The 23,075-nt window shown below is 67.4% G+C and carries 20 protein-coding genes and 1 pseudogene; 5 read left to right on the forward strand and 16 right to left on the reverse strand.

Annotated features, from left to right (window positions below; genetic code table 11):
- Positions 1-478: 478 nt before the first annotated feature.
- The 5 genes from accC to J2Y49_RS09125 all read right to left on the reverse strand — a co-directional run bounded on the left by accC (position 479) and on the right by J2Y49_RS09125 (position 5,366).
- Entirely contained in the window at positions 479-1,819 is a 1,341-nt protein-coding gene (accC, locus tag J2Y49_RS09105; protein ID WP_194913689.1) for an acetyl-CoA carboxylase biotin carboxylase subunit, read from the reverse strand.
- A 19-nt stretch (positions 1,820-1,838) separates the two neighbouring features.
- The gene (locus J2Y49_RS09110; RefSeq protein ID WP_085089052.1) at positions 1,839-2,288 is read right to left on the reverse strand and encodes an acetyl-CoA carboxylase biotin carboxyl carrier protein subunit; all 450 of its coding nucleotides are present in this window, start codon (positions 2,286-2,288) and stop codon (positions 1,839-1,841) included.
- Between the two features lie 22 nt (positions 2,289-2,310).
- Positions 2,311-2,760, reverse strand: coding sequence for a type II 3-dehydroquinate dehydratase (gene aroQ / locus J2Y49_RS09115; protein ID WP_014247329.1), 450 nt, complete (start codon positions 2,758-2,760; stop codon positions 2,311-2,313).
- Between the two features lie 155 nt (positions 2,761-2,915).
- Entirely contained in the window at positions 2,916-3,788 is an 873-nt protein-coding gene (locus tag J2Y49_RS09120) for a transporter substrate-binding domain-containing protein (protein ID WP_310114252.1), read from the reverse strand.
- Between the two features lie 105 nt (positions 3,789-3,893).
- The gene (locus J2Y49_RS09125) at positions 3,894-5,366 is read right to left on the reverse strand and encodes a dynamin family protein (protein ID WP_310114254.1); all 1,473 of its coding nucleotides are present in this window, start codon (positions 5,364-5,366) and stop codon (positions 3,894-3,896) included.
- Between the two features lie 211 nt (positions 5,367-5,577).
- Here J2Y49_RS09125 and J2Y49_RS09130 point away from each other — a divergent pair, with 211 nt between their 5' ends.
- Positions 5,578-6,246, forward strand: a complete 669-nt coding sequence (locus tag J2Y49_RS09130) for a hypothetical protein (protein WP_310114256.1) — start codon at positions 5,578-5,580, stop codon at positions 6,244-6,246.
- Positions 6,247-6,789: 543 nt separating this feature from the next.
- Positions 6,790-7,051, forward strand: a pseudogene (locus tag J2Y49_RS09135) (helix-turn-helix domain-containing protein); the annotation flags it as partial.
- Between the two features lie 606 nt (positions 7,052-7,657).
- On the opposite strand, the gene J2Y49_RS09140 reads toward J2Y49_RS09135, so the two are convergent.
- Positions 7,658-8,317, reverse strand: a complete 660-nt coding sequence (locus J2Y49_RS09140) for a DUF882 domain-containing protein (RefSeq protein WP_310114258.1) — start codon at positions 8,315-8,317, stop codon at positions 7,658-7,660.
- A 378-nt stretch (positions 8,318-8,695) separates the two neighbouring features.
- Here J2Y49_RS09140 and J2Y49_RS09145 point away from each other — a divergent pair, with 378 nt between their 5' ends.
- On the forward strand, positions 8,696-10,021 hold the full coding sequence (locus J2Y49_RS09145; protein WP_310114260.1) for a L,D-transpeptidase family protein: 1,326 nt from the start codon (positions 8,696-8,698) through the stop codon (positions 10,019-10,021).
- A gap of 30 nt (positions 10,022-10,051) precedes the next feature.
- Here J2Y49_RS09145 and J2Y49_RS09150 read toward each other — a convergent pair whose 3' ends face one another.
- Positions 10,052-10,420: a DUF2934 domain-containing protein gene (locus tag J2Y49_RS09150; protein ID WP_310114261.1), complete on the reverse strand. Its 369-nt coding sequence runs from the start codon at positions 10,418-10,420 to the stop codon at positions 10,052-10,054.
- A gap of 267 nt (positions 10,421-10,687) precedes the next feature.
- Between J2Y49_RS09150 and J2Y49_RS09155 the strand changes: the two genes are divergently transcribed.
- On the forward strand, positions 10,688-12,319 hold the full coding sequence (locus J2Y49_RS09155; protein ID WP_310114263.1) for a polysaccharide deacetylase family protein: 1,632 nt from the start codon (positions 10,688-10,690) through the stop codon (positions 12,317-12,319).
- Between the two features lie 27 nt (positions 12,320-12,346).
- On the opposite strand, the gene J2Y49_RS09160 is transcribed toward J2Y49_RS09155, so the two are convergent.
- The 7 genes from J2Y49_RS09160 to J2Y49_RS09190 form a co-directional block, all read right to left on the reverse strand.
- Positions 12,347-12,709 (reverse strand): hypothetical protein, encoded by a 363-nt coding sequence (locus J2Y49_RS09160; RefSeq protein WP_310114265.1) that lies wholly within the window; start codon positions 12,707-12,709, stop codon positions 12,347-12,349.
- A gap of 169 nt (positions 12,710-12,878) precedes the next feature.
- Entirely contained in the window at positions 12,879-13,115 is a 237-nt protein-coding gene (locus J2Y49_RS09165) for a hypothetical protein (protein WP_310114267.1), read from the reverse strand.
- Between the two features lie 768 nt (positions 13,116-13,883).
- Positions 13,884-15,920, reverse strand: coding sequence for an amylo-alpha-1,6-glucosidase (locus J2Y49_RS09170; protein ID WP_310114269.1), 2,037 nt, complete (start codon positions 15,918-15,920; stop codon positions 13,884-13,886).
- 28 nt (positions 15,921-15,948) lie between these two features.
- Positions 15,949-17,916 carry a malto-oligosyltrehalose trehalohydrolase gene (gene treZ / locus J2Y49_RS09175; protein ID WP_310114977.1) on the reverse strand — a complete coding sequence of 656 codons (1,968 nt, stop codon included), beginning with the start codon at positions 17,914-17,916 and terminating at the stop codon, positions 15,949-15,951.
- Positions 17,917-18,193: 277 nt separating this feature from the next.
- Positions 18,194-18,448 carry a hypothetical protein gene (locus tag J2Y49_RS09180; RefSeq protein ID WP_310114271.1) on the reverse strand — a complete coding sequence of 85 codons (255 nt, stop codon included), beginning with the start codon at positions 18,446-18,448 and terminating at the stop codon, positions 18,194-18,196.
- A gap of 18 nt (positions 18,449-18,466) precedes the next feature.
- Positions 18,467-19,648, reverse strand: coding sequence for a zinc-dependent alcohol dehydrogenase (locus J2Y49_RS09185; RefSeq protein WP_310114272.1), 1,182 nt, complete (start codon positions 19,646-19,648; stop codon positions 18,467-18,469).
- Complete coding sequence (locus J2Y49_RS09190; RefSeq protein WP_310114273.1) at positions 19,645-20,475, reverse strand: SRPBCC family protein; 831 nt, start codon at positions 20,473-20,475, stop codon at positions 19,645-19,647. The genes J2Y49_RS09185 and J2Y49_RS09190 overlap by 4 nt, the downstream gene beginning before the upstream one ends.
- Before the next feature lie 147 nt (positions 20,476-20,622).
- Between J2Y49_RS09190 and J2Y49_RS09195 the strand changes: the two genes are divergently transcribed.
- Complete coding sequence (locus J2Y49_RS09195; protein ID WP_310114275.1) at positions 20,623-21,267, forward strand: alpha/beta hydrolase; 645 nt, start codon at positions 20,623-20,625, stop codon at positions 21,265-21,267.
- A gap of 27 nt (positions 21,268-21,294) precedes the next feature.
- Here the strand turns inward: J2Y49_RS09195 and J2Y49_RS09200 are convergent, their stop codons facing one another.
- Together J2Y49_RS09200 and J2Y49_RS09205 are read right to left on the reverse strand one after the other, a co-directional pair.
- Positions 21,295-22,242 carry an anti-sigma factor gene (locus J2Y49_RS09200; protein ID WP_310114278.1) on the reverse strand — a complete coding sequence of 316 codons (948 nt, stop codon included), beginning with the start codon at positions 22,240-22,242 and terminating at the stop codon, positions 21,295-21,297.
- Positions 22,242-22,751: a sigma-70 family RNA polymerase sigma factor gene (locus J2Y49_RS09205; RefSeq protein WP_310114281.1), complete on the reverse strand. Its 510-nt coding sequence runs from the start codon at positions 22,749-22,751 to the stop codon at positions 22,242-22,244. The genes J2Y49_RS09200 and J2Y49_RS09205 overlap by 1 nt, the downstream gene beginning before the upstream one ends.
- Positions 22,752-23,075: the final 324 nt, after the last annotated feature.

Genomic DNA, 23,075 nt, shown 5'->3' on the forward strand with positions numbered 1-23,075 from the left:
GGACGGAGCCTCGTCGAACAAAGGGCTTGAGACAGGGGGGCACGAACAGGACGGCGCGACACCGCCGGACCGGGCGATTGCTGGGTACGGAGAGCGGGGAGCCTGTTCATCTACCCTGGGTGGATACCGGTCCGCACTGACCCAGATCAAAAGAGCAAGTGGCGTGCCATGTACACCAGCCTGGCCGGTAAACGGCCTTCGGGGAAAACCCTCATGAACTCCAAGGGCCGGACGGCGGCGGGCATGCACCGGCACTCGCCGGGAAATGCAGCCGGCGTCGCAGTTTGCGAATAAAAACGCGAGAGATCGGCCGGATTCCTAAAATGCAAACTATCAACCCGGCACCAAGGGTGACGGCTCTCTTTCAAAAGAAGGTGCTTATAAAGAAAAAGCCCCTCTCTCGACTTGAGGGAGGGGCTTCAGAACCGCGGCGCATTGTCGCAGCGTCTATCACTATACAGCCGGAGCCGACGGTTGATCAGGACTTGGCCATCAGTTGTTCCAGCCAATGGATGTCGTAATTGCCGTCGATGAAGGCCTGCTGGGCGATGATGCGGTCATGCAGCGGCAGCGTGGTCTGGATGCCGCCGATCACGTACTCCTCGATCGAACGGCGCAGCCGCATCAGGCACTCGTTGCGGGTGGTGCCGTGGACGACCAGCTTGGCGATCAGGCTGTCGTAATGCGACGGCACGCGGTAGCCGTCATAAAGCGCCGAATCGACGCGCACGCCCAGGCCGCCCGGCGCGTGGTAGCCGTCGATCTTGCCCGGCGACGGCATGAAGGTCTCCGGATTCTCGGCGTTCACGCGGCACTCGATGGCGTGGCCTTCGAAACGGATGTCCGACTGGCCGTAGCCCAGCGGTGCACCGGCGGCGACGCGGATCTGCTCGCGGACCAGATCGATGCCGGTGATCATCTCGGTGATGGTGTGTTCCACCTGCAGGCGGGTGTTCATTTCGATGAAATAGAACTGCCCATCCTCGAACAGGAACTCCATCGTGCCGACGCCGCGGTAGCCGATGGCCGCCGCGGTCTTGGCCGCCAGGGCGCCGATATACTCGCGCTGCTCGGCGTTCAGGGCCGGGCTCGGCGCCTCCTCGATCACCTTCTGGTGCCGGCGCTGGACGGAGCAGTCGCGCTCGCCGAAATGCACGCAGGCGCCGTGGGTGTCGCCCAGGAGTTGGATCTCGATGTGCCGCGGATGGCCGAGATACTTCTCCAGATAGACCTCGTCGTTGCCGAAGGCGGCGCGCGCCTCGCCACGGGCCAGCTGATAGGCTTCCTTCAACTGGTCGGGGTTGCGGGCGACCTTCATGCCCTTCCCGCCGCCGCCGGCCGCCGCCTTGATCAGCACCGGATAGCCGGTCTCGTGAGCGACCTTCTCGGCCTCTTCCAGCGTCGTCACCGGGCCGTCGGAGCCGGGAACCACCGGCAAACCCTGCTCCATCACCGTCTTCTTGGCGGTGACCTTGTCGCCCATGATCCGGATATGCTCCGGCGTCGGGCCGATGAAGGTGAAGCCATGCTCCTCCACCATCTCCGCGAACTGGGCGTTTTCGGACAGGAAGCCGATGCCGGGATGGATGGCGTCGGCATTGGTGATCGACGCCGCCGACAGGATGGCCGGGATGTTGAGGTAGCTCTCGCGCGCAGACGCCGGACCGATGCACACGCTCTCGTCGGCGAGGCGGACGTGCATGGCGTCGGCGTCGGCGGTGGAATGCACCGCCACGGTCTGGATCCCCATCTCGCGGCAGGCGCGGTGGATGCGCAGAGCGATCTCACCACGGTTCGCGATCAGGACCTTTTCGAACATCGCCAAGGGAATGCCCCGCTTACTCGATGATGAGGAGAACTTCGCCGAATTCGACCGGCTGGGCGTCGGACACCAGCACCTCGGCGACGGTGCCGCCGCGCGGGGCCTTGATCGGGTTCATGACCTTCATCGCCTCGATGATCATGATGGTCTGGCCGGCCTTGACCACGTCGCCCGGACGGACGAAGGGCGTGCCGCCCGGCTCGGCCGCCAGATAGGCGGTGCCGACCATCGGCGAGGTCACCGCACCCGGATGGCTCACCGGCTTGCCCGCCGGAGCCGCCGCGGCGGCGACCGGGGCGGCCGCCAGGACCGGGGCGGCCTGGACGGCGACCGTCTGGGCGGCGGTCGGGCGGGTGACGCGGATGCGCTTTTCGCCCTCGGCGAACTCGATCTCGCTCAAGCCCGTCTCACGCAGGAGGTCCGCCAGCTTGCGGACCAGATCGCCGTCGATGTCGAAGCTCGCCATGATGTCAGTCGTTCCCGTTTCCTTAATCGCGGTCGATGATGTTCGCGATGGCGTCCAGCGCCAGAAGATACCCGTGCGGCCCGAACCCGCAGATCATCCCCCTCGCCACCGGCGAGATGTAGGAGTGATGGCGGACCGGCTCGCGCTTGAAGATGTTCGACAGATGGACCTCGATCACCGGCAGTTCCGACAGGATCAGACTGTCCATGATCGCGACCGAGGTGTGGGTGTAGGCGCCGGCGTTGATGACGATGCCGTCATTCTCCGTGCGGGCCTGCTGAATCCACGAGACCAGTTCACCTTCGTGGTTGGATTGCCGGAAATCCACGGTCAGACCCAGCTGGTCGGCACGCTCGTGGCAGGCGGCCTCCAGATCGTCCAGGGTCATCGACCCGTAGATTTGCGGCTCCCGCACGCCCAGCATGTTGAGGTTCGGCCCGTTGAGGACCAGAATCGACGCGTCGATGGCCACGGCCCGCGCCCCTTTTCCCATGATCGAAACCGCGCGTTTATAGCACGAAGCACCGTCCTGTCCATGGCGACGCGGGCCTTGGGCGCGGAAAAGCGTGGCACAGGCCCCCGCCCCGCCTGGCGCCCATCCCGTCCGCGCCGGCAAGCCGCCGGGGCTCAGGGGGGTGGCGGAATGGTGTGGCCGGACAGCAATTCGCGGTAGACGCCCTGCGCCTTCAACACCTTGAGCCCGTCGTTGAAGGCGGCGAGCGTCGTCTCGGCTCCCGGCGTGGCACGCCCGATCACCAGATGGAAGGTGACGACGGCAAAGGGGTGGTCCGAAACCCGGATGTCGTCCGCCAGCCCGGATCGGGCGATGGCGGCGGCGGCGCTGTACTCGTCGATGACGAGGGCATCGGCCCGCCCGGTCGCCACCATGCGCACGCAGGCCCCCAGGTCGGACGGGGTCTGCCGCGCCAGCTGCCCCTGCCCGACCAGCGCCTCCAACTCCGGCGGCAGGGCATAGCCCACCGCTTGGCAGACGGTCCGGCCGCGGAACCCCTCCAGGCCGCGTGGGCCGCGCACCAACCGCCCATCAAAGGTCATTGCCGTACGGTTCGACATGTAGACGAACTGCCGCACCTCGATCACCGGGTCGGAGAACAGCACCTCCTGCTCGCGTTCCGGCGTGCGGACATAGGGAAAGGTGGCCAGGAAGCGGCCGGCGACCACCCCGTCATATCCGCGCTTCCACGGCATGAACCGAACATCGTACTGGCGGCCGGACACCGCAAAGGCCCGGCGGGCCAGATCGGTCACCAGCCCGCCGCCCGGCAGTTCCTCCCCCGTATAGGGCGCGTAGTCGCCGCCGGTCACCAGGTCGAGGCCGGTGTAGGGAGCCGGAGCAGGCTCGGCACCGGATTCGAGCGCCTGCCCGGCGGTCGGCACGGCGAGCAGCAGCACCACAGCCGGAACGACGGCCAGCATCAGGGCCAGCAGGGCAGCGCCGGCCCTCTCCGCGACCTTTCCGCCCGCCAATCGAACGCCCATTCCTGCCCTCTCCCGCCCCGTCGCGGACCGTTGATCATCGCCCGCAGGGTCCAGGGATCTAACGGCCTTCCCGTGACCCTGTAAAGAGCGGCCGGCGTTCCCCGGTCACTCCGCGGCGGTGGCGGGGGTGGAAGCAGCCTCCCGGGCGCGGCGGCCGGCCGGGTCGGTGTAGAGGTCGTTGATGCGCTGGACATGCACCGCCGTCGCTTCGCGGATGGCGAAGATCGCCTTGCGCGCCCTGCCGCCCCAGCCCGCCGGTTGCTTGGCGAAGATCGACCGGAAGAAGCGGGTGTTGGCGAGGAAGGCCTGCCGCAGGTTCAGGTCGACGTCGCCGAACCGTTCGTCCAAGCCCGCGGCGACGCGGCCGGCGAAGAATTGCCGGATTTTGAAGTGGCCGGCCAGGAACAGCCCGCCCAGCAGCAGGACGGTGCCGACCAGGCGCAGCGGCACGCCGCCGTCGGGATTGTCGAATAGCCAGCCGAGCAAGGCGCCGACTCCACCGCCCATCGTCTGCACGATGGCTCCCAGCAGCACCAGAAGAAGCACGCCCCACACCGCGTCGCCGATCAGCACCCGCCGGCGCCATGCCGCCATCGCCTCGCGCAGCTTGGGAACTACCTCGCCCTCCAGTTCCTTGGTCAGGCTGTCGATGGAGCCGATGATGCGGTAGGCCCGCGCGACCTCCACCTCGTTGATGCGGGTGTGGAGTTCGGCAAGGTCATGGTCGCGCCGCGCCTCGTAGCGGGCCCGGCGGCCGTCATCCTCGATGGCTACGGCGGAGCGCTGGTCGTAGATGGCGTAGAAGCGGCCCGACACCAGCCCGGCCTGGGCGATCGCCCGCTGCCAGGCGCCGAACACCGCCTCCAGATTGTCTTCCTTGGCCGTGGTGTCGACCTGGTTCAGGATGTAGCAGACCTTGCGGGCATCGGCGCGGTTCACCGTCTTGGCGACCAGATGTCGCAGCGTGTCCTGCATGGCGCCCGGTTCGGGATGGCGGGCGTCGAAGAAGACCAGCACGAGGTCCGACAGCTCGACGATATGGTCGACCAGCCGCAGGACGGAGCGGCGCTGGTCGTCGGCGTCGAAACCGGGCGAATCGATGAAGATCTTGCCCTTGGTGCGCGGTCCGGCCAGCGTCTTCAGCTGCAGGTAATTGTCGATCCGCTTGCCTTCGCCGGCCGCCACCTTCTCGATCTCGTCGGCGATGCGGTAGAAGGGAAAGCGCGGGTCCGCGTTCAGCGCGGTGCCCGGCAGCGCCTCCTTCCGTGTCTCCGGCCCGTGGCAGATGACGGTGAACTTGTCGTCGACCGCCTGGTTGCCGGTGTTCTGCAGGACCTCGCCGAGATAGCCGTTGAGAAAGGTCGACTTGCCGGCCGAGAAGGTGCCGAGCACCGCGACCATCGGCCACCAGGGAATGCGGGTGGTCAGCGATTCATGACGGTCTATCAGACCCAGCCCGGCCAGGATCCGGTCGAAGGCACGGAAGGTCGGAAGGACCGGCAGCAGGTTGGGGTTTTCCGCGCGCAGATGGGCATCCAGGGCCGCAAGGCGCTGCTGAAGGGCTTGCCGGGGGGTCATGGTCGGTCTGATTCCACAATGGCACGGGGCACAAGACTCTGGCCGGATGCGGCGGGGCGCCGGCCCGGTTCAGTCCGGCTCTGTCTAGCACGGGCGGGGTGGCGCCCGGACATGAAATCTCCCTCATACTCCATGCGGGAGACCATCCGTGGGGCCGCATGGAAGAGCGGCATCGGTGGAACAGGAAGCGGAAGCGGAACGTTGTCCTTGAATGGACAACGACGGCGGCATCGACGATCCCCCATCCGCCTCTCCCCTCCCCGCACCGGAGGAGGAGCAGCGGCTGACCGCGGAAGAACTCGCCTTCCTGCTGCGCGATCCGGCGGCGAGAGCGCGCGAGGCCGAGCGCGCCGTACGCTCCAACCGCAACCGCACCGAACGCCGCGCGGCTGATCCCGCCTATGCCGAGCGGCTGCGCGCCGGCGACCGCGAGCGCCAGCGCCGACGCCGTCTGCGCGAGTCCATAGGCCGTCCCGAACCGCCCGGCTCCCCTGCGGTTCCCCTGCCCGACCTGACCGAGGCCGAGGCCGCCCGGCGCCTGACGCTTCATCTGGAACGGAGCACCGACGCGCAGGCCGTGCAGTTGCGCCGCAGGCCTGAACGTATCCGGCTCTATGGCGAGGCCTTCGTCGTATATCGCACCCTCTCGGCCGGCGGCGACCGGCCGACACGCGGCGCGCTCGCGGCCTTGTTGAAGTCGCGCTTCGGCCGCAGCGTCACGCCTTCCCAGGTCCAGAAGCTGCGCGACCATGTGGAGGCGTTCGCCGTCCCCGGCGGGCCTTGGGCACCCGGCATTGCCGCTGCGCCGACACCTGTCCGAAGGAAGGACGCCGTCAAGGCCGATACGGATAGTCACGCATCACGGCCGGAACGCCGGTGAATCCAGAACCGGAACCCTATCCGCAGTGCCGTTTGATATGGTTAATTATCTATTAACGCTTCCCTGACCAACGATTCCGCCCTTTGCCCTGAGCACGACGGCGCGTGACGTCTTGTATCGGCCTGACTCATATGAAAGATTGCTTTGCTTGTGCATGATTATTTGCCGCAACCAGAAGGTTTGCCATCACCATTTGTAGCAGTTCTAATCCCGTCTGGTTTCGAACGGTTGACGGCTGAATTTCGTAAGCTATCGATCCAACCACTGGGTGAGTCGAAAGACACGGAGATTTCCGCAAAGGGATGGGTGTAGGGTGTGGACAAAGCGCTTGCGGAATTGACTCTGGCAACGCCGGAAATAATTCAAACCTGTAACAAAGCAACTCCTGCGAATGTTTCTATACCACCGATACCTATCGGAATATGGCGCCCATATACCAATATTCAAAAGTTTTCTCTTGAAAATGGGAAAAGAACGTGCAAACAATCTTTTCATTCTCGCAAAGAGAGGCGATGGAAGACTGGCTATCGGAGACCAATGGACATGAGTGAGCCGACGGCGCGCAAAAGAGGACGACGCGGATCGCCGGAGTCCTGGTCTGTGGATGCCCATGTCGGGCAGCGCGTGCGGATGCGCCGGACCTTGCTGGGGATGAGCCAGGAAAAGCTGGGCGAGGCAATCGGCCTGACCTTTCAGCAGGTCCAGAAATACGAACGCGGTTCCAACCGCATTTCCGCCGGAACTCTTTATCGCCTGGGCCAAGTTCTGGACGTTCCGGTCAGCTTCTTCTTCGACACCTACAACGATCCCGATGCATCACGCCGCCGCCGCGGCTTCGAGGAATCCAACGACAACGACACGCAGATCAGCCGGCGCGAGGCGCGACTGCTGCGCCTGTGGCGCGCCGCTCCCTCTCATGTATCGGACGAGCTGCTGTCGCTGCTCTCTGCCCTTTCCCCTGAAATCAAGGAACCACCGGAGGGATCCGGCGAGGATGGCGACGATGATGGGGAACCGCCGTCCTTCGATGGCGCTCCGCCGTCCGGCGACACCGGCCAGGGTGATGGCTGGAGCAGCGCGACCACAGGCACGATGATCGAGGCGGATGGAACCCGCGCCTCGACCCGGGCGGTCCGCAGTGACACGCCGCGGATCAAAGCGGCCGGATCGGCCGATGCATCGGGCAAAAACAAGGGGAAGCGCCGCCGCCATGGCGCGGTGTGGGATCCGACCGACATCCTCCGCGCGTCCAAGCCGTCGCCCCGCAGTTGACGAAGGTGGGCCGTTTCCAGTTTCGCCAATGCGGTGAGTTTTCGCAGTCGCCCTATACGAAAAGCCCCGCATCGCCTGATGCGGGGCTTTTCAGTTCGACTGTTCGCAATCGGCAGGACGCGAGCGCTGGCGCGCGACCTTACCAGCTGCGCACGGGGCCGACGTCGAGGTGGACGAAACCACTGCGCGGATAAAAGCCGACGCCGCCACCCTGCATGGCCTTCGCCGTCTCGGAGATTGCGCGCAGCTGTGTGTCGGGCAGGCGGATGTCGATGGCCATGCCGCGGGTATGGTAGCTTTCCTTCGCCACCCCGCGCGACCGGCGGCGCGCCATCGCATTGGTACGGCGGGAGCGGAAGCCGCAGATCACTTCGAAGGGATCGTCGGACCCGACGCTCTGGTGCACGCGGGCGAGCAAATCGAACAGGCGCGGGTCGTAATGGCAGACTTGCTTGGCACGGTGGTCCCGCAGGAGCACGTCCAGCTTGCGCAGGGCATCGGGCTTGTAATGGCCGTCGGCCCAATAGACGCCGTCGAAGCGCTCGTTGGTGTTGATGTTGTGAAGGCTGAGGCGCCGGACACCGCCGGCCAGAGGCGCCGCTTCGGCCGAACCCGATCCCAGAAGGACCGGAGCCGCGGTTACGCCGCTCACCACGCCACCCGTCACGACCCTGGCCGCGACGCTCGTCACCATCCCCGATGCGACCGGAACGGCCGCAGACACCGCCGCGGCGGCAAAACCCAGGAACCCGCGCCGCCCCATGGCCGGAGCGGCACGCTCGTCATCCCCCAAAAGCATCCCCGAACCTCGTCGTTTTGCGTTTTGGCCGTTCTACGATGTGGCCGTTTGGCGTCTGGCGGGTCGCTTGGCGCCCACGTTAGGTGTAAACCTTGTAACCAACGCTGGTGCGGAGCGCTCCGTCTGGCGGGAAACGTCTCCGAACGGCTATTCGTATAGGGAAGGTCATCGGCCTAGGCAATCAAAAAATTTTGCACTGTGACCTTATTGCATAGACGAGGTCATAGGACGGCGACGGGAAAGCCACACTGGACGAGTGTTCGCCGAGATTTCGCGCCGTACGCCTCGCCTTCCATTATTGCGTTGCATAAATTGATCATAAGGGCCGCGCCGCACCCCTTCCGATGCAACAGGCCCGCCGCGACAGAGGGTTCCGACATGACCGTATCCGCAGACCTCCGCAAGCCCCGCAAGCTGGCCGTCCTGGCCATGGCTGCCGCAACGGCGCTGGCGCTGCTCGGACCGGCGGCGGCGGACGCCCTGCCCTACCGCGACACGCTGACCCAATGGGCCGACCGGCTGGACGGCGCCGCTACGGAACTTGACCGCGCTCCCGCCCAGGTCTCCACCCGCATCGGCGAAGGCGGGACGATCAAGCTGGGAAGCCGAGGGGAGCGGGTCGCCCGCCTGTCCCAGCGGCTGTTGGAACTCGGCTTGCTGCCGGCAGACAAGCTGTCCGACACCTTCACGACGGACGTCGACCATGCGGTGAAGGCCTTCCAGCTTTCGCAGCGGATGAAGCCGGACGGGCTGGTCGGCGCCGGTACCCGTGCCGCGCTGGACCGCACGCCGGCCGAGGCGGCAAGCCTGATGCGGCAGAGCGCGGCGGCCATGCGCAGCTTCCGCGACACCGCTCCGGACGATGTGCTGGTGGTGAACCTGACCGACCAGACCACCACGCTGGTCCGCGGCGGAGAGGAGGAGTTGACGATGCGCGCCATCGTCGGCCGGCCGTCGCGCGAGACGCCGCTGCTGACCGATCGCATCACCCACATCATCGTCAATCCGACCTGGACCGTGCCGCCCACCATCCTGAAGGAAGACAAGCTGCCGATGCTGCGGGCCAAGGGGGTTCCCGGCATCCAGAACGCCATCGTCTATCTCGACGGTCAGGAGGTGGCTCCGGAGACGGTCGACTGGTACGGCGTCACTCCCGGACGGGTCCGCATCGTCCAGCAGCCGGGCGACCACAATGCGCTGGGCCGCTTCCGCTTCAACCTGACCAACCCCTACGACATCTATCTGCACGGCACCAACGAGCCGCGCCTGTTCTCGCGGGAACTTCGCTCGATCAGCTCCGGCTGTGTCCGGCTGGAGGACCCGCGACGTCTCGCCGAGCTGTTGCTGCAGGGCACCACGGTGACGCCCGCGCGGATCGACCGCATGCTGGATAGAATGCAGCCGCAATGGGTGAAGCTGGCGACGCCGATGCCGGTCCAGTTCGTCTATTGGATCGCGACCGTCGAAGCCGACGGCGCCGTCCGCCTGCATCCGGACATCTACGACCGGCTGGACGACGCGCCGGCCACCGCGTCGGCTCCCTCGTCCGCACCCGATCCGGCGGCGCCGGCCATCGCGCCCGCGGCCGCTCCGGCGCAGGTACCGGAAACCCAACCGGCCGACACCGGCCGCGCAGCCGCTCAGGTGGACAAGTCAGGCACGGCCGAAGGCGGGCCGGCTGCAACGGAGAAGTCCCCGGCCTGACGGCCGGGGCATCCGATCGGACGGTGATGGCTACGCCCGGCGACGAGTCTTCTTGCTGCGGTTCGGCGGCACCGCGGTAGAGGCCGCTTCCTCCGGCGTGGGCCAGGCATCGCGGTCGCCGCGCATGGGCAGGCCGAACTCGTCGCCCTGATCGGCCAGCCCCGGCTGTTCGCCCTGGTTGGCGACGGCCAGCACCGGCTCCACCGGTTCGGTCCGCATCGCCGTCGCCTCCGGCCCGCCGGCCGGGTTGGGCTTCAGCGTATCCAGGTAATTGTCCTGGATTGCGATCTCTTCGCTGGCCAGCTCCCAATTTGCTTCGGCGCGGCCCTCCGGCCGGCCTTCGCGTTCCCAAATCTCATGCGCGCGCCGACGGATGCGGCTTTCCAAATCCTCGGCCATACGGGTCCTCTCCTTCACGGCTGGGGTTTCCCCTAATGAACCCCGCCACGGCCCTGCCGGTTCCGGTGCCGTCTTTGCGCGCCGGTCGCGCCGCGTGGCCGGCTGCATGGCATCCCACCGTTTCCGAATGGCAACGCCTGCCCGAAATCCGCCCGAATTGCCCCAATTCGGCCGCTTGTCGTTTGAATTAATACCTTTGGGATGATATTGCACCGCGATCAACCGGCGGTCCCGCAAATTGTGGCTGGGCCAAGCGACGGGACCGATATGTTGCGCATCTTTTGGCCGAACGCCGTCTCCACCGCCTCCCCCGTTCGGGTAGCCGGCGCCGTCCGCGGCCTTGGCGCCGCTTCGGCCGCCGGGCTCCGGGCCGGCCGTTCCGGCGGCGGCCTGATGAGCGCCGCGCTGCTGGCCTGCGTTCTCAGCCTGCCTGCCCTGCCTGCCGCCGCCGCGCCCGACACCCGTCCCCAGCGCCCGCCCGTCGCCAAGGCGGAGCCGGAGAAATCCAGTGCCGCGCCCGCGAAGGCGGAAGACAAGCCGGCCAACGGACCGGTTCTGCAACTCGGCATCTATTCCCGTGACGGCGACGCGTGGTGGAGTTGGAAGAGCCTGCAGCAGCGTCAGCCCGAACTGGCCGCGGGCCTGACCGCGACCGTCACGCTGCTGGACGGCAAGAGCGAGGCCGGGGGGGTGGCGCTCTACGCCCAGGTGGCCAACGGGACCGATCCGAAGGTGCTGTGCCGCCGCATCGTCGGTGCCGGCTTCGGCTGCCTCATCGTCGACCGTCCGCCGGCCTCGGCAACACCCGCTCAGGCAACACCCGTCCCGGCCGCCACCGCCAAGGCCGCTTCCGCCAGCGCCACTTCCGATGCCAAGGCTCCGGCCGCTGCCATGGTCACCGCACCGGCCCCTGCGGCGACCGAAGCGCCCAAGCCGCCGGCCGTGACCGTAGCCGTGGCGCCGCCCGCCCCGGCACCCGCCGAGGCGAAGCCGCAGCCTTCGGCCAAGCCGGAAGCGCCGTCCGGAACGACCACCTCCGTCCTGGCGCCGATCGGCTCAGCCGCCGCCGCGCCGCTGGCGCCCCCGCCCCCGGCGGTCGCCGCCGCCACCCCGCCGGCCGAAGGGCTGATCATCTACAACGAGGAAGACGCCCGCACGATGGCGGACATCGAGCAGCACAGCCGCCGCAAGGGCCGGCTGCGCTCGGTGATGCCGGATTCGCGCTATGACGTGATGCCGGCGACGCTGAAGAAGGAAAACTGGAACCTCTGCGCCCTGACCTTCGATGATGGGCCGCACCGCACGGTGACCCGGCAGGTTCTGGACATCCTGAACCGGGAGGGCGTGCGCGCCACCTATTTCCCGGTCGGCCGCATCGCCGAACGACAGGGCGAATTGATCCAGGATTTCGTCGCCGGCGGGCACGAGATCGGCAACCACAGCCTGACCCACTCCGACCTGCGCAAGATGGACGCGGTGGCCGCACGGTACGAGATCGCCGAGACCAACCGCATCCTGCGGGAATTCGGCGCCAATCCGGTGCTGTTCCGCCCGCCCTATGGCCGATATTCGGAGGAGCTTCTGACCGTCGTGCGCGAGGAGCGCATGGGGTCGGTCCTGTGGTCGGTCGATACGCGCGACTGGCAGGTGCGCAACGCCGACAAGATCGTCAGCCAGATCAAGCTGGGCGGCATGCCGGGCAACGTCTTCCTGATGCACTCGACCTATCCCAGCACCGCGCAGGCTCTGCCGCGCGTGATCGCGGAGTTGCGGGCCAAGGGGTGCGAGTTCGTCACATTGTCGGAATGGTTGGATCGCGCCCGCAATCTGGCCCTGCCGAAGATCATCAACGCCGGCATGCCGGCGCCCGCCGGCGGCACCCCGGCCGACCGCCAGTAAGCAGCGGGAGCGCCCTGCCCGGCGCCCCTATCGGGCGCTCTTGGCATCCTGCTGCTTGCGGTTCTGGGCATATTGCCGGATCGCCCCGTCCACCTCCGGCGGCAGGATCGCCCAGGTAGCGCCGAAGGTGGGTCCCTTCACCTCCACCACCGCGACGGTCGCGGCAAAGGCGAATTTGCCGGCCGGATCGTCGACGCGCACCGACACCCGAGCATTCTGTCCGACGATCAGCGATCCGTCGAAGCCACGGGCGACGAAACCCTTGGGCGTCAGCGACACGATGGGAAAGCTCTTGCCGTCGCACTCTACGACGCTGACCGCCATGCGGCCGGCCGGCTTGGCCGGCTTCTGATCCTTCACCGTGACCTTCAGGAAGTCGAAAAGCCCCATCCCGCGCCCCCAGAAAACCGTCTCGCACAGCCAGGGAACGGGCGAGTGCCGCCCATTTGCCATCCACCTGCCGTCCATGCCCGCGATTAAACGCGGGCACGATGCCGGGGGCAATCGATTCCTGCCTTTGGGGTAATCCGTTCAGGCAAAACCCTGAGCGGGCGGACGCTCAGCGGCGCAACGCACCTTGCATGTCCGCCCAGGCGCGATGCGCCCGCCTGACCGACAGCAGAGCGAAGGGCAGCAGGGTGACGAGGACCATCGCCATTCCGGCCATGATCGACAGCGCTCCCAACGCGTCGGAGGCGGGAAGCCGCGCCGCCAGACCGGCCAGCAGATGCAGGATCAGCGCACCCAGCACCGACGCCGCCAGCAACGGGCCCATGAGGGTGGTCAGCAGGGCCATGGCACCCGCCTGCCGGGGCCGCCCGGCATCCTCGCCACCGCTCTTCGGCCAATCGGCCCCAACAGTCGCAGACCGAACAGCCGCAGACCGGATTGCCGCAGACCGGATTGCCGCAGACCGGACCGCCGGGTACGGCATGCCGGCGACGCCTCGCACAACGCTCCGCATGGGCACCTCCGTTCTGGCTGTTCTTCCACATGCCCCTTCGACCGCACCCGACCGGCCATCCCACCGTATTGCCAACTGGATTGCTCGGGGTACCGAAGGAACCGGTGCGGGAACTATAGGATGCTTTTTCCGGCTTGGCTAAAATCCAAACCGATTACCCCCTTGCGCATGTCCCGCGCTGCTTGTCTGCCTAAAGTACAGGCATCGAAGGTATGGGTTCGGTGTGTGGGCACGCCATAAGCCATGGCCGCCGGCAGAACCCGCGGTCTCCACAGAGGCTGTGGATAACTGTGTGGGCAAGCCGTGGGCAGCCCCGATTCGCACTAGGCGATTCAAGGCTCCCGTGGTGTTTGCCCAAAAATCAGGCATTCCTGTTAAGATATTGATCTTTAACGATAAACTTCCATTCGGAGCCCCAGGGGCTTGGCCGGCGTGTCAACCGAAATCTGTCACATTCCGCAACACCCCTGGATTTCACACCCGGTTGTGCCCTGTTGACAACTGCCTCCAAGGGCATTGCACCATCGTTACGGGTGGAGCGACCTTGGTCCGCCGCCCTATGACCTTGGTAGAGAAGCGGCTCCGCAACCTTTCTCCCGCCTAGCCGTCGGTCTTCACCCAACAGCGCAGCACCTCCGCCACGCTCCAGGCCTGGGATATGCAGCCCCGTGGGGTGAAGGGGGGTTCCGCATCGAAGATCTCGCTGATGGTTCCGATGCCAGCCTCGTCCAGATGCGGCAGGAAGCCCTCCAGCAGCCGGCGCGCTCCCTCCTTGTCCTGCGGGTGCAGCTTCAGCCACGCATCGACGTAGGGGCCGATCAGCCAGCCCCAGACGGTCCCCTGGTGATAGGCGGCGTCGCGCGCCCGCAAGTCGCCGAAATACTTCGCCTTGTAGTCGCGGCAGCCGGGTGCCAGCGACCGCAGCCCGACCGGCGTCAGCAGGTGCTTCCGCACCGTCTCCACCACCGGCTCCCACCGCTCGCGCTCCAGCACCGGATGGTCGAGCGAGACGGCGAAGATCTGGTTGGGACGGCAGGCGATGTCGTCGCCGTGCTCGCCATCCACCACGTCGAACAGGTGCCCCGCCGACGGACACCAGAACCGCGCGTTGAAGGACGCGCGTGCCTGGTCGGCCAACTCCTCCAGCGGGCGGGCGGCGGCCTCGCCGTCCTCCTCGCGCAGCCAGTCGGTCATCAGGCGCAGGGCGTTGTGCCACAGCGCGTTGATCTCCACCGCCTTTCCCCGCCGCGGCGTGACGACCCAGTCGTCCACCTTGGCGTCCATCCAGGTCAGTTGGTAGCCCTCCTGCCCCTGGCGCAGCAGCCCGTCCCTGGGATCGACGCCGATGCCGAAGCGGGTGCCGCGGCGGTGGAAGTCGATCACCTCGCGCAGCTTGGGCAGCAGCAGGCGCAACGTGTCGCGGTCGCCGGTGACGCTCAGATAGCGGTGCAGCGCATGGAAGAACCACAGCGTCGCGTCGGCGGTGTGGTACAGCCCGCGATCCTTGCCGTCAGGGAACATGTTGGGGATCAGGCCGTCGCGGATGTAGTGGCCGAACGTGTGCAGGATCCAGCCCGCCTCCATGTGGCGGCCGGTGGCCAGCGTCAGACCCTCTAGCGCGATCATGGTGTCGCGGCCCCAGTCGGTGAACCAGTGGTAGCCGGCGATCACCGTCCGCACCTCATCCCCCTCGGCCCGTGCCCGCATCTGGTCGGCGACGCGGCCGGCCGGCACGAACAGGAAGCTGTCGGCGGACAGCACCAGCTCCGCCATCGCGCCGTACCGCAGGCTGGGGTGGGCGTTCTGGATGATGCGGCGGCGGCGTTCGGTCTCGAACCCCAGCACGTCGGTCGGCGGCAGCGCCTCCAGCCGCCACCACTCCTCGGTCGCGGCGGCGAAGGTGATGCTCTGTCCGGCCCCGACCTCGCCGCTGAAATAGCCGGGCGTCCACAGCGAGCCGCGGGCCTGGTAGCCGCGCTCGTCCTCCACCCGGTAGTAGACCTCGCTGCGACCACCGCCGTCGAGCGTCATGGGGAAGTCGCCGCCCTCGATCGCCATGCGCAGAACCGGCAGGTCGGGACCGGCCGACACCTCGTAGCGCTGGCCCGCCGCGGTGATGCGGTAGGCTCCGGCCAAGGGCTGGTCCACCGCCGATTCCAGCGTGCGGAAGGCCAGAACGGGCCGCAGCCGCAGCTGCACGGGCTCTTTGGCCTCCAGCACGCGGTAGGTGACATGGACGATGTTCTGGCCATGCGGCAGGACGACCTGCTTCTCGATAACCGCACCACCGGCCCGGAAACGCCAGACGGGAAGTCCCGCCTCCATGCGGAATTCCTGCAAGGCGGCGGTCTGCGCATCCTCCCGCGGGTCGCCGTTCGCCTCGCGGCTGCTCAGCCAGTATTCATGCCCGTCGGCATCGACGACGACGTCGCTCAGCTGGCTCAACATCAGCACCCGGCCCAGCGGAGCCGGCAGCGCCGCGATCAGAAGCCCGTGGTATCGCCGGGTCACGGCCCCCGACACAGCGCCCGAGGCATAGCCGCCGAGGCCGTTTGCGACGAGCCATTCCCGGGTTCCCGTACTGTCGGGGCCGGTGGCCAGCACGTCGTGCGACAGGGTGCGAACGAAATCAGCCATGGTGAGCCTACGATCTGCTTTCGGTTTCCTACCCTTTGGAAACCACGATGACGGGGGTTGTGTTGCCCCCGGTGCCGTCGCTTTTCGTCAGAAAATCGCGCGCCGGGCCCAAAACCAGCGCGGCTTGCCCCGGCAGTCGCCACGCACCGCCCGGCTGTTCCACCGGCCCCGTGCCGCAGCCGCCGTAGAGCGGCTCCTCGCTCGACCACAGAACCGTCCAGGCACCGTCCCGCGGCGGCGCGACCAGCGGCTCCGCCAGAACACTCAGGGTCAGGTCGCGCCCCAGATTGACCAGCAGCAGCCGGTCGTCGCCCTCCTCCTCACCGAAGATGCGCAGGACGAAGGCCTCCTCCCCCAGAACGGCTCCGTCCAGCCCGCCGACGCGCTGGGCGGCGAAGACCCGGTCCTCCCGGCGCAGGCGCAGAAGGTCGCGGTGCAGCGCCCAGACATGGGCGTTCGTCTCCCGCTCCCCATGGTCCAGCTTGCAGCGGATGAAGCTCTCCTCCGCATGCGGCTTGGGCAGTCCGTCGCGCATCGGCGAGGACGCGATGCTGGGAAACTGGGCCAGGAACTCCGCCCGTCCGTTCTCCACCAGACCGGCCAGTTCCGGCTTGTGGTCGGCGAAATAGAGGAAAGGCGTGCCGGCCGCGAACTCCTGCCCCTGGAACAGCATCGGCGTGCCGGGGCCCAGCAGGGTGAGCGCCGTCATCGCGCGCAGCCGGCCCGGCGAGGTCAGCGCGTGCACGCGCAGCCCGCGGGCGGAATTGGCGATCTGGTCGTGGTTCTGCAGGAAGGTGACGAAGGCCGGCCGCGGCAGGCCGAAGGCCGGCATGCCGCGCCGCTTGCCCTGCCAGCGATACCACTGCCCCTGATAGAGGAAACCGTGCTTCATCGCCGACACGAATTCCTGCGGCGTGCCGCGATAGTCGGTGTAGTAGGCCTCCATCCGGCCGGTCAGCGCCACCATGGCCGAATGATGGAAATCGTCGTTCCAGATGGCGCAGAGCCCGCAGCCGCCCTCGTCGGCCTGCTTCACCATGCTGGCATGCTGCGGCTCGTTCTCCCCCACCAGGATGGCGGCGCGGTCGCCGGCGGCCTTGCGCACGGTGCGGGAGATTTCCGTCAGGATATGCGGTTCACCGCTGTCGAAGATCGACTGGGTCGCGTCCAGCCGCAGCCCATCCAGATGATATTCCTCGATCCAGTAGGCGGCGTTCGACAGGAAGAACTCCCGCACCGGCCCGGAATCGGGACCGTCGAAATTGATCGCCTCGCCCCAGTCGTTCTTGTAGCGGTCGGTGAAATACTCGTCGGCGAAGCATTTCAGGTAATTGCCGTCGGGTCCAAAATGGTTGTAGACGACGTCCAGAATGACCGCGAGCCCAAGCCGGTGCGCCCCGTCCACGAAGCGGCGCATGGCGTCGGGGTCGCCATAGAGCCGGGTCGGCGCGAACAGGTTCACCCCGTCATAGCCCCAGCCGAAGCGGCCGGGAAACTCCGATACCGGCATCAACTCCAGCACCGTGACGCCGAGTTCGGCCAGCGCCGGCAGTTCCCGCAGCGCCGCGTCCCAGCTGCCTTCCGGCGTGAAGGTGCCGATGTGCATCTCGTAGATCACCTGGCCCTTGATGGACCGGCCGCGCCAATCCCGGTCGGTCCAGTCGAACCGGTGCGGATCGACCAGTTGCGAGGGACCATGCGGCCCATCGGGCTGAAAGCGCGACATCGGGTCGGGATAGAGCGTCCCGCCGCCATCGAGCCGGAATCGGTAGAGCCCGCCGGCCTCCAGCCCCGTCACGGCGCCGGAGAAATAGCCGTTCCCTTCGTCATCCAGCACCGTCACCGGCCCGTCCGGCTCCACCACCAGTTCGACCCGCTTCGCCTTCGGTGCCCAGACCCGTGCATGGGCACCGCCGGGCAGCGGTTCGACACCGATGGGCCAGCCCCTTTCGACGGTGGACTGCGCCTGCTCGACAGGCGGTACTGCGGCGGACATCTTCACTGCGACTGGCCCCCGGTGAGTGATGCGGACTTGCCTTACGGTCATGGTCAACAGGAACTGGGCGGTGTGGTCACGGCGGTAAGGGGGAAATTGTTTCGGAAGCTAAGGATTTTGGGAGCGTGTCGGCTTCGAATGCCCTCTCCCTACCCCTCCCCCGCTGGGCAGGGGAGGGAATTGGAGCTTTGTCGACGTGCGGCGGCAGTCCCTCCCCCACCCAGTGGGGGAGGATAGGTGGGGGTTTAACTTCGCAAGGGGGCAACCGCCGCCCCCCTCAAACCCGCTCGCCGAAGCTTCCTGCGGCGGCGTCGATCACCAGCGGGTGGGCGCGGAGCGCGGTCAGCGCCGCTTTCACCTTGTCCTCGGCGACCTCCAGCGTCACAAAAACGTCGGTGCGATCGCCGCGTTCGGCATCGCGCTCCTCCCGCCCCGTCTGCACGACGGCGCCGAAGCGGTCGCGCAGGCTGCCGAGGATCTCGGCCTCCACACCCCGGCCGCGTTCGGCGGGATAGGCGTAGACCAGTTCCATCGCGCTCTCCCTTCTCTGCTATCCTTGCAGGGCGAAGACGACGCGCATGCAACTGTCGGTCTTCTCCTTGAACATGCGGTAGCCTTGCGGTCCTTCGTCCAGCGGCATCCGGTGCGTCAGCAGGTATGACGGGTCCAGATCGCCCTTGCGGATGTGCTCGAACAGCCGCTCGGCATAGCGCTGGCCGTTCTGCTGGCCCATGCGGAAGGTCAGGCCCTTGTTCATCGCCGCCCCCATCGGGAACTTGTCGATCAGCCCGCCATAGACGCCGACGATCGACAGGGTGCCTCCCTTGCGGCAACTCTCGATCATCTGACGCAGCACAGCCGGCCGGTCGGTCTGCAGCCCGACCGCCTGCTTGGCCCGGTCATAGAGATCCTCCACCGGGTTGGACGCGCTGTCGGCCTCCATGCCGACGGCGTCGATGCAGACATCGGGACCGCGCCCGCCGGTCATCGCCTGCAGCGCGTCGAAGATGTCGACACGGCTGTAGTCCAGCGTCTCCGCCCCGGCCTTCATCTGGGCGGCGCGCAGCCGGTCGGGGAAGCGGTCGATGCCGATCACCCGCTCCGCCCCCAGCAGCAGCGCACTGCGGATCGCCATCTGGCCGACGCCGCCACAGCCCCACACCGCCACCACGTCGCCCGGCTTGATGCCGGCCATGTCGGCGGCCATGTAGCCGGTCGGCACCGCGTCGGACACGAACAGCGCCTTCTCGTCGCTCACCCCGTCGGGCACGCGGACGGCGTTGAAGTCGGCATAGGGCACCCGGACATACTCGGCATGGCTGCCGGCATAGCCGCCGAAGGCGTGGCTGTAGCCGAAGATGCCGGCGCCGCAATGGCCGTAGGCGGTGCGGGCATAGTCAGGGTTGGGGTTGGAGTTGTCACACAGCGAGCTTTCGCCATGCTGGCAATGGCCGCAATGGCCGCAGCCGATCACCGAGATGGTGATGACCCGGTCGCCCCGGTTGAGGTAGCGGACCTCCGGCCCCTTCTCGACGATCTCGCCCAGGAATTCGTGGCCGATGATGTCGCCGGGCCGCATGGTGGGGACATAGCCGTCGATCAGATGCAGGTCGGACCCGCAGACCGACGACAGCGCCACCTTGACGATCACGTCATGCGGATTGACCAGCACCGGGTCGGGCACGCGCTCCACCCGCAGGTCGTTGGTTCCGTTCCAACAGAGCGCCTTCATTCCATCGCCTCCCGGAACGAGCCGTTGGCCGCTCCATTCCCACTGCCGTTCCCGCGGGGCTGGCGGTCGATGGTGGACAGCTCTCCCGTCTCCACCCGCTGCTTCAGCCGGCGCAGCGCTTCCTCCGCCTGCGCTTCCGGGGTGATGCCCAGACGCGCCGCGACCTCCGTGGCCGGGACGCGATAGACCAGCGTCAGCCGGACCTCCGTCCCGCGATCGCCCGGTGCCGGGGTCAGCATCAGCGACGCGCGGTGCGGCAGCGCCGTCTCGCCCACCGTGTGCCAAGTCAGCAAGCGGTCCTCGTCGACACGGTCGAGCACGCAGCGCCAGCTCAGCGCCTCCCCGCCCGGCGCCCCCCCGGGCATGGCGATCCATCGGCTTTCGGTGGCCGACAGCACATCGACCCGCTCCAACTGCGGCATCAGCTTCGGCAGGTTGGCGAAGTTGCGCCAGAAGCGGAAGACCGTCCCCGGTTCCGATGCGATGGTCACGACCGCCTGCGTGCGTTCCGGCGTCAGCGACCGGCGGCGCGACGCCGGATCGTGGCTGCGCCAGGTGCCGGGATCGGGTGCCGCCCGCAAGGCGCGGTCGCCGAAGGGCCGCAGACCCAAGGCACCCGCGGCGAACAGGCCGGCGCCGCCCAGCGCCAGCATCGCTCCGCCCCAACCCGAGCGCCGGAGACCAAGCACACCCAGCGCGGTGCCGCCCACCATGGCGAGCCAGCGGCCGCCGGTCGCGGCATCGCCCGACCCGATCAGGCTCATGCCCGACCGCAGGAGGTCCGGCTGGGGCCAGCGGCCCTGCCCGGTCAAACTGTTCGACGCCATCGCCGCTCCTTTCCCGTCTGTGCAATGCCTGTGGACAGAGAACAGCCGGGTTGCGGCTTCGTTGCCTTACGCATGACCTGATGCGCGGCAACCCTGCGACGTTCCAATTGTTACCATCAGCAGCAAAGATCGGAAGGGAGAACGGCCGTGCCACTTCTGGACGCCACCGTGGGTATCGCCGACGCCGAAGGGTTCCGGCCGGCATCCTTGGAAACCGACCGCGGGCCGGTGGAGGCGCGGTATTACCCGGTTCCGAACGGGGAGTTGGCGGTGCTGTGGGTCGGCGGGGTCGGCGGCGGCTTCGACACGCCGGCGCGCGGGCTCTATCCGCGGCTGGCCGCCGACCTGACCGCCGACGGCATCGCGTCGCTGCGGCTGCGGTTCCGCGATCCTCGCGACCTGGAACAGGCGGTGTACGACGTGCTGTGCGGGCTGAGCTTCCTCGGCCGCCAGGGCATCCACCATGTGGCGCTGGTCGGCCATTCCTTCGGCGGCGCCGTGGTCATCCAGGCTGCGGCCTCCAACCGCGGCGCCGTCTGCACCGTGGTGACGCTGGCGACCCAGGGTTACGGCACCGATCCGGTGACCGACCTGGCCTGTCCCATCCTGCTGGTCCACGGCGAGGCGGACGAGATCCTCTCGCCCAGCTGCTCAATGCACGTCCACCGCAAGGCGCGGGAACCGAAGAAGCTGGTCCTGGTCCCCGGCACCGGCCATGCGATGGAGGAGGCCTCCGAAGCGGTCTGCCGCGAGGTGCGCGACTGGCTGAAAGCGTATCTGCTGAAACGGTAAGGGGGCGCCCGAGACGCCCCCCACCCCTCAGCTTTCCTTCGGCTTGTGCGTGTCGCTGACCGGCTGCACGCCTGCCGGCTGCTCCTGCTGCTGCGGCTGGGGTTGTTGCTGTTGCTGCTGGTCGGACGGCGGCTCGCGGCGCGGCGGGCCGGCCTTGACATCCTGGTAGACGGCCTTGGCGATCTCCAGCAACTCCTCCTTCGACAGTCGGCCGGCCAGTGCATAGGCCAGCTGCCCTTCCACCCAGTAGAAGGTGGCGACGTCGCCGTTCTGGGTGAAGCTGAAGCTGGACTGGTTGCCGCTCTGCGGAGCGCCGACGAACAGGGTGATCCGCTTGTTGGCGTCGTTGGCGTACATGTACTGCGCGCCGGCGCCCATGTCGGTCGGCAGCGACCGGCCGCCGATCAGCCGGTAGCCGACGCGGCCCAGATCGGGACCGAACACGTCGCGGCCGACCCGCTTGGACAGCCAGCCGTTCAACTCGTCCTGATTGTCGGCGCCAAGCTCCACCTGGAAGCGTTCATCCGAGGTGTAGAAGCGGTGTGCCTGGGTGGCTTCCTGGGCGAAGGTGGCGAGCGTCTGGCGCTGCTGGGCGACGGGGGCACCGGCCTGCTGTTCGGCGCCGCGGCCCATCCAGCCGCCGGCCGCACCGGCGACCACCAGCATCACCGCAGCGGCGAACCGGACCAGCGGGCGGGCGTGCCAGGCCGGGCGGTTGTCGTTGAAGGCGATGCGCCCCTTCAGCTTGTCGGACAGTTCCTGAACCGTATCGCTCGGCGGCTCGCGCAGGACGGTGTCGAACATCTCGTGCAGAAGCATCGCCTGGGCGCGGTAATCATCCGCCCGGCGCGCCGCGTCGGGATCCTCAGCCAGCCATCGTTCCACCGCCAGACGGCGGCTGCCGTCCAGTTGTCCGTCCACGTATGCGTGGAGTTCGTCCTCGGTGACCCGCCCTATGCCTTGATGCGCGTTCATCACTTCACCCGCCGGAGGGTGACGCCACCCTCGTTCGCCAGTTTCGCCCGCACCGCCTCGCGCGCCCGTGACAGGCGCGACATGACGGTCCCGATCGGCACGCCGAGCATGTCGGCGACCTCGTCGTATTTCAGGCCCTCCAGCGCCACCAGAAGCAGCACCTTGCGCTGTTCCTCCGGCAACTCGTCGACCGCACGCAACATCTCGCGCAGCTCGACACGCTCTTCCTGCCGGGCCGGGGTGACCAGCTTCGATTCGACGTCGTCGACGTCGACCTCCTGCGGCCGGGCGGCCTTGGAACGGACCTGATTGACGTGGACGTTGTGCAGGATGGTGAAAAGCCATGCCCGCAGGTTCGTCCCCGCCTGGAAGCTGTCGGCGCGCGCCACCGCGCGCGTCAGCGCTTCCTGCACCAGATCCTCCGCATCGGCGCTGTTGCGCATCAGCGCACGCGCGTAGCGCCGCAAGGACGCGATGTGGACTTCCAGATCGACCCCGAATTTGCTCAACCGCGCACCCGATCCTTACCGATCACGCCACGGCTCACGCCATGGCCTCACCCTCCAGCCGCAAGGCCGGACGGGACGACACGGCGTCGCATGTCCAGGGCCGGGCCGGCCCGTTCGGCCTTTCAACCGAAGCGGAGACCCGATGCATATGGGTGCGAACGCGCGCCGCGCATCCTTTATTCCAGACTTTCTCAGGCTTGCAGCAAAATTTATGGCGAACCGCCAAGCTTGTGCCGAAAAGGCTTCAGGCAGGCCGGATCGATGATCTCATGCGACACCGTTCGCGGTATCAGTCCCCGGGACTGCGCGCGTGCACCACGATGG

The organism is Azospirillum sp. BE72 (assembly GCF_031455875.1).
In the GTDB taxonomy this organism is placed as follows: domain Bacteria; phylum Pseudomonadota; class Alphaproteobacteria; order Azospirillales; family Azospirillaceae; genus Azospirillum.

Bases quoted from the DNA above. Each gene is read 5' to 3' on its own strand.
- accC (WP_194913689.1), bottom strand. From the start codon at position 1,819: ATGTTCGAAAAGGTCCTGATCGCGAACCGTGGTGAGATCGCTCTGCGC.
- J2Y49_RS09110 (WP_085089052.1), bottom strand. From the start codon at position 2,288: ATGGCGAGCTTCGACATCGACGGCGATCTGGTCCGCAAGCTGGCGGAC.
- J2Y49_RS09120 (WP_310114252.1), bottom strand. From the start codon at position 3,788: ATGGGCGTTCGATTGGCGGGCGGAAAGGTCGCGGAGAGGGCCGGCGCT.
- J2Y49_RS09125 (WP_310114254.1), bottom strand. From the start codon at position 5,366: ATGACCCCCCGGCAAGCCCTTCAGCAGCGCCTTGCGGCCCTGGATGCC.
- J2Y49_RS09130 (WP_310114256.1), top strand. From the start codon at position 5,578: ATGGACAACGACGGCGGCATCGACGATCCCCCATCCGCCTCTCCCCTC.
- J2Y49_RS09140 (WP_310114258.1), bottom strand. From the start codon at position 8,317: ATGCTTTTGGGGGATGACGAGCGTGCCGCTCCGGCCATGGGGCGGCGC.
- J2Y49_RS09145 (WP_310114260.1), top strand. From the start codon at position 8,696: ATGACCGTATCCGCAGACCTCCGCAAGCCCCGCAAGCTGGCCGTCCTG.
- J2Y49_RS09150 (WP_310114261.1), bottom strand. From the start codon at position 10,420: ATGGCCGAGGATTTGGAAAGCCGCATCCGTCGGCGCGCGCATGAGATT.
- J2Y49_RS09155 (WP_310114263.1), top strand. From the start codon at position 10,688: ATGTTGCGCATCTTTTGGCCGAACGCCGTCTCCACCGCCTCCCCCGTT.
- J2Y49_RS09160 (WP_310114265.1), bottom strand. From the start codon at position 12,709: ATGGGGCTTTTCGACTTCCTGAAGGTCACGGTGAAGGATCAGAAGCCG.
- J2Y49_RS09165 (WP_310114267.1), bottom strand. From the start codon at position 13,115: ATGGCCCTGCTGACCACCCTCATGGGCCCGTTGCTGGCGGCGTCGGTG.
- J2Y49_RS09170 (WP_310114269.1), bottom strand. From the start codon at position 15,920: ATGGCTGATTTCGTTCGCACCCTGTCGCACGACGTGCTGGCCACCGGC.
- treZ (WP_310114977.1), bottom strand. From the start codon at position 17,916: ATGTCCGCCGCAGTACCGCCTGTCGAGCAGGCGCAGTCCACCGTCGAA.
- J2Y49_RS09180 (WP_310114271.1), bottom strand. From the start codon at position 18,448: ATGGAACTGGTCTACGCCTATCCCGCCGAACGCGGCCGGGGTGTGGAG.
- J2Y49_RS09185 (WP_310114272.1), bottom strand. From the start codon at position 19,648: ATGAAGGCGCTCTGTTGGAACGGAACCAACGACCTGCGGGTGGAGCGC.
- J2Y49_RS09190 (WP_310114273.1), bottom strand. From the start codon at position 20,475: ATGGCGTCGAACAGTTTGACCGGGCAGGGCCGCTGGCCCCAGCCGGAC.
- J2Y49_RS09200 (WP_310114278.1), bottom strand. From the start codon at position 22,242: ATGAACGCGCATCAAGGCATAGGGCGGGTCACCGAGGACGAACTCCAC.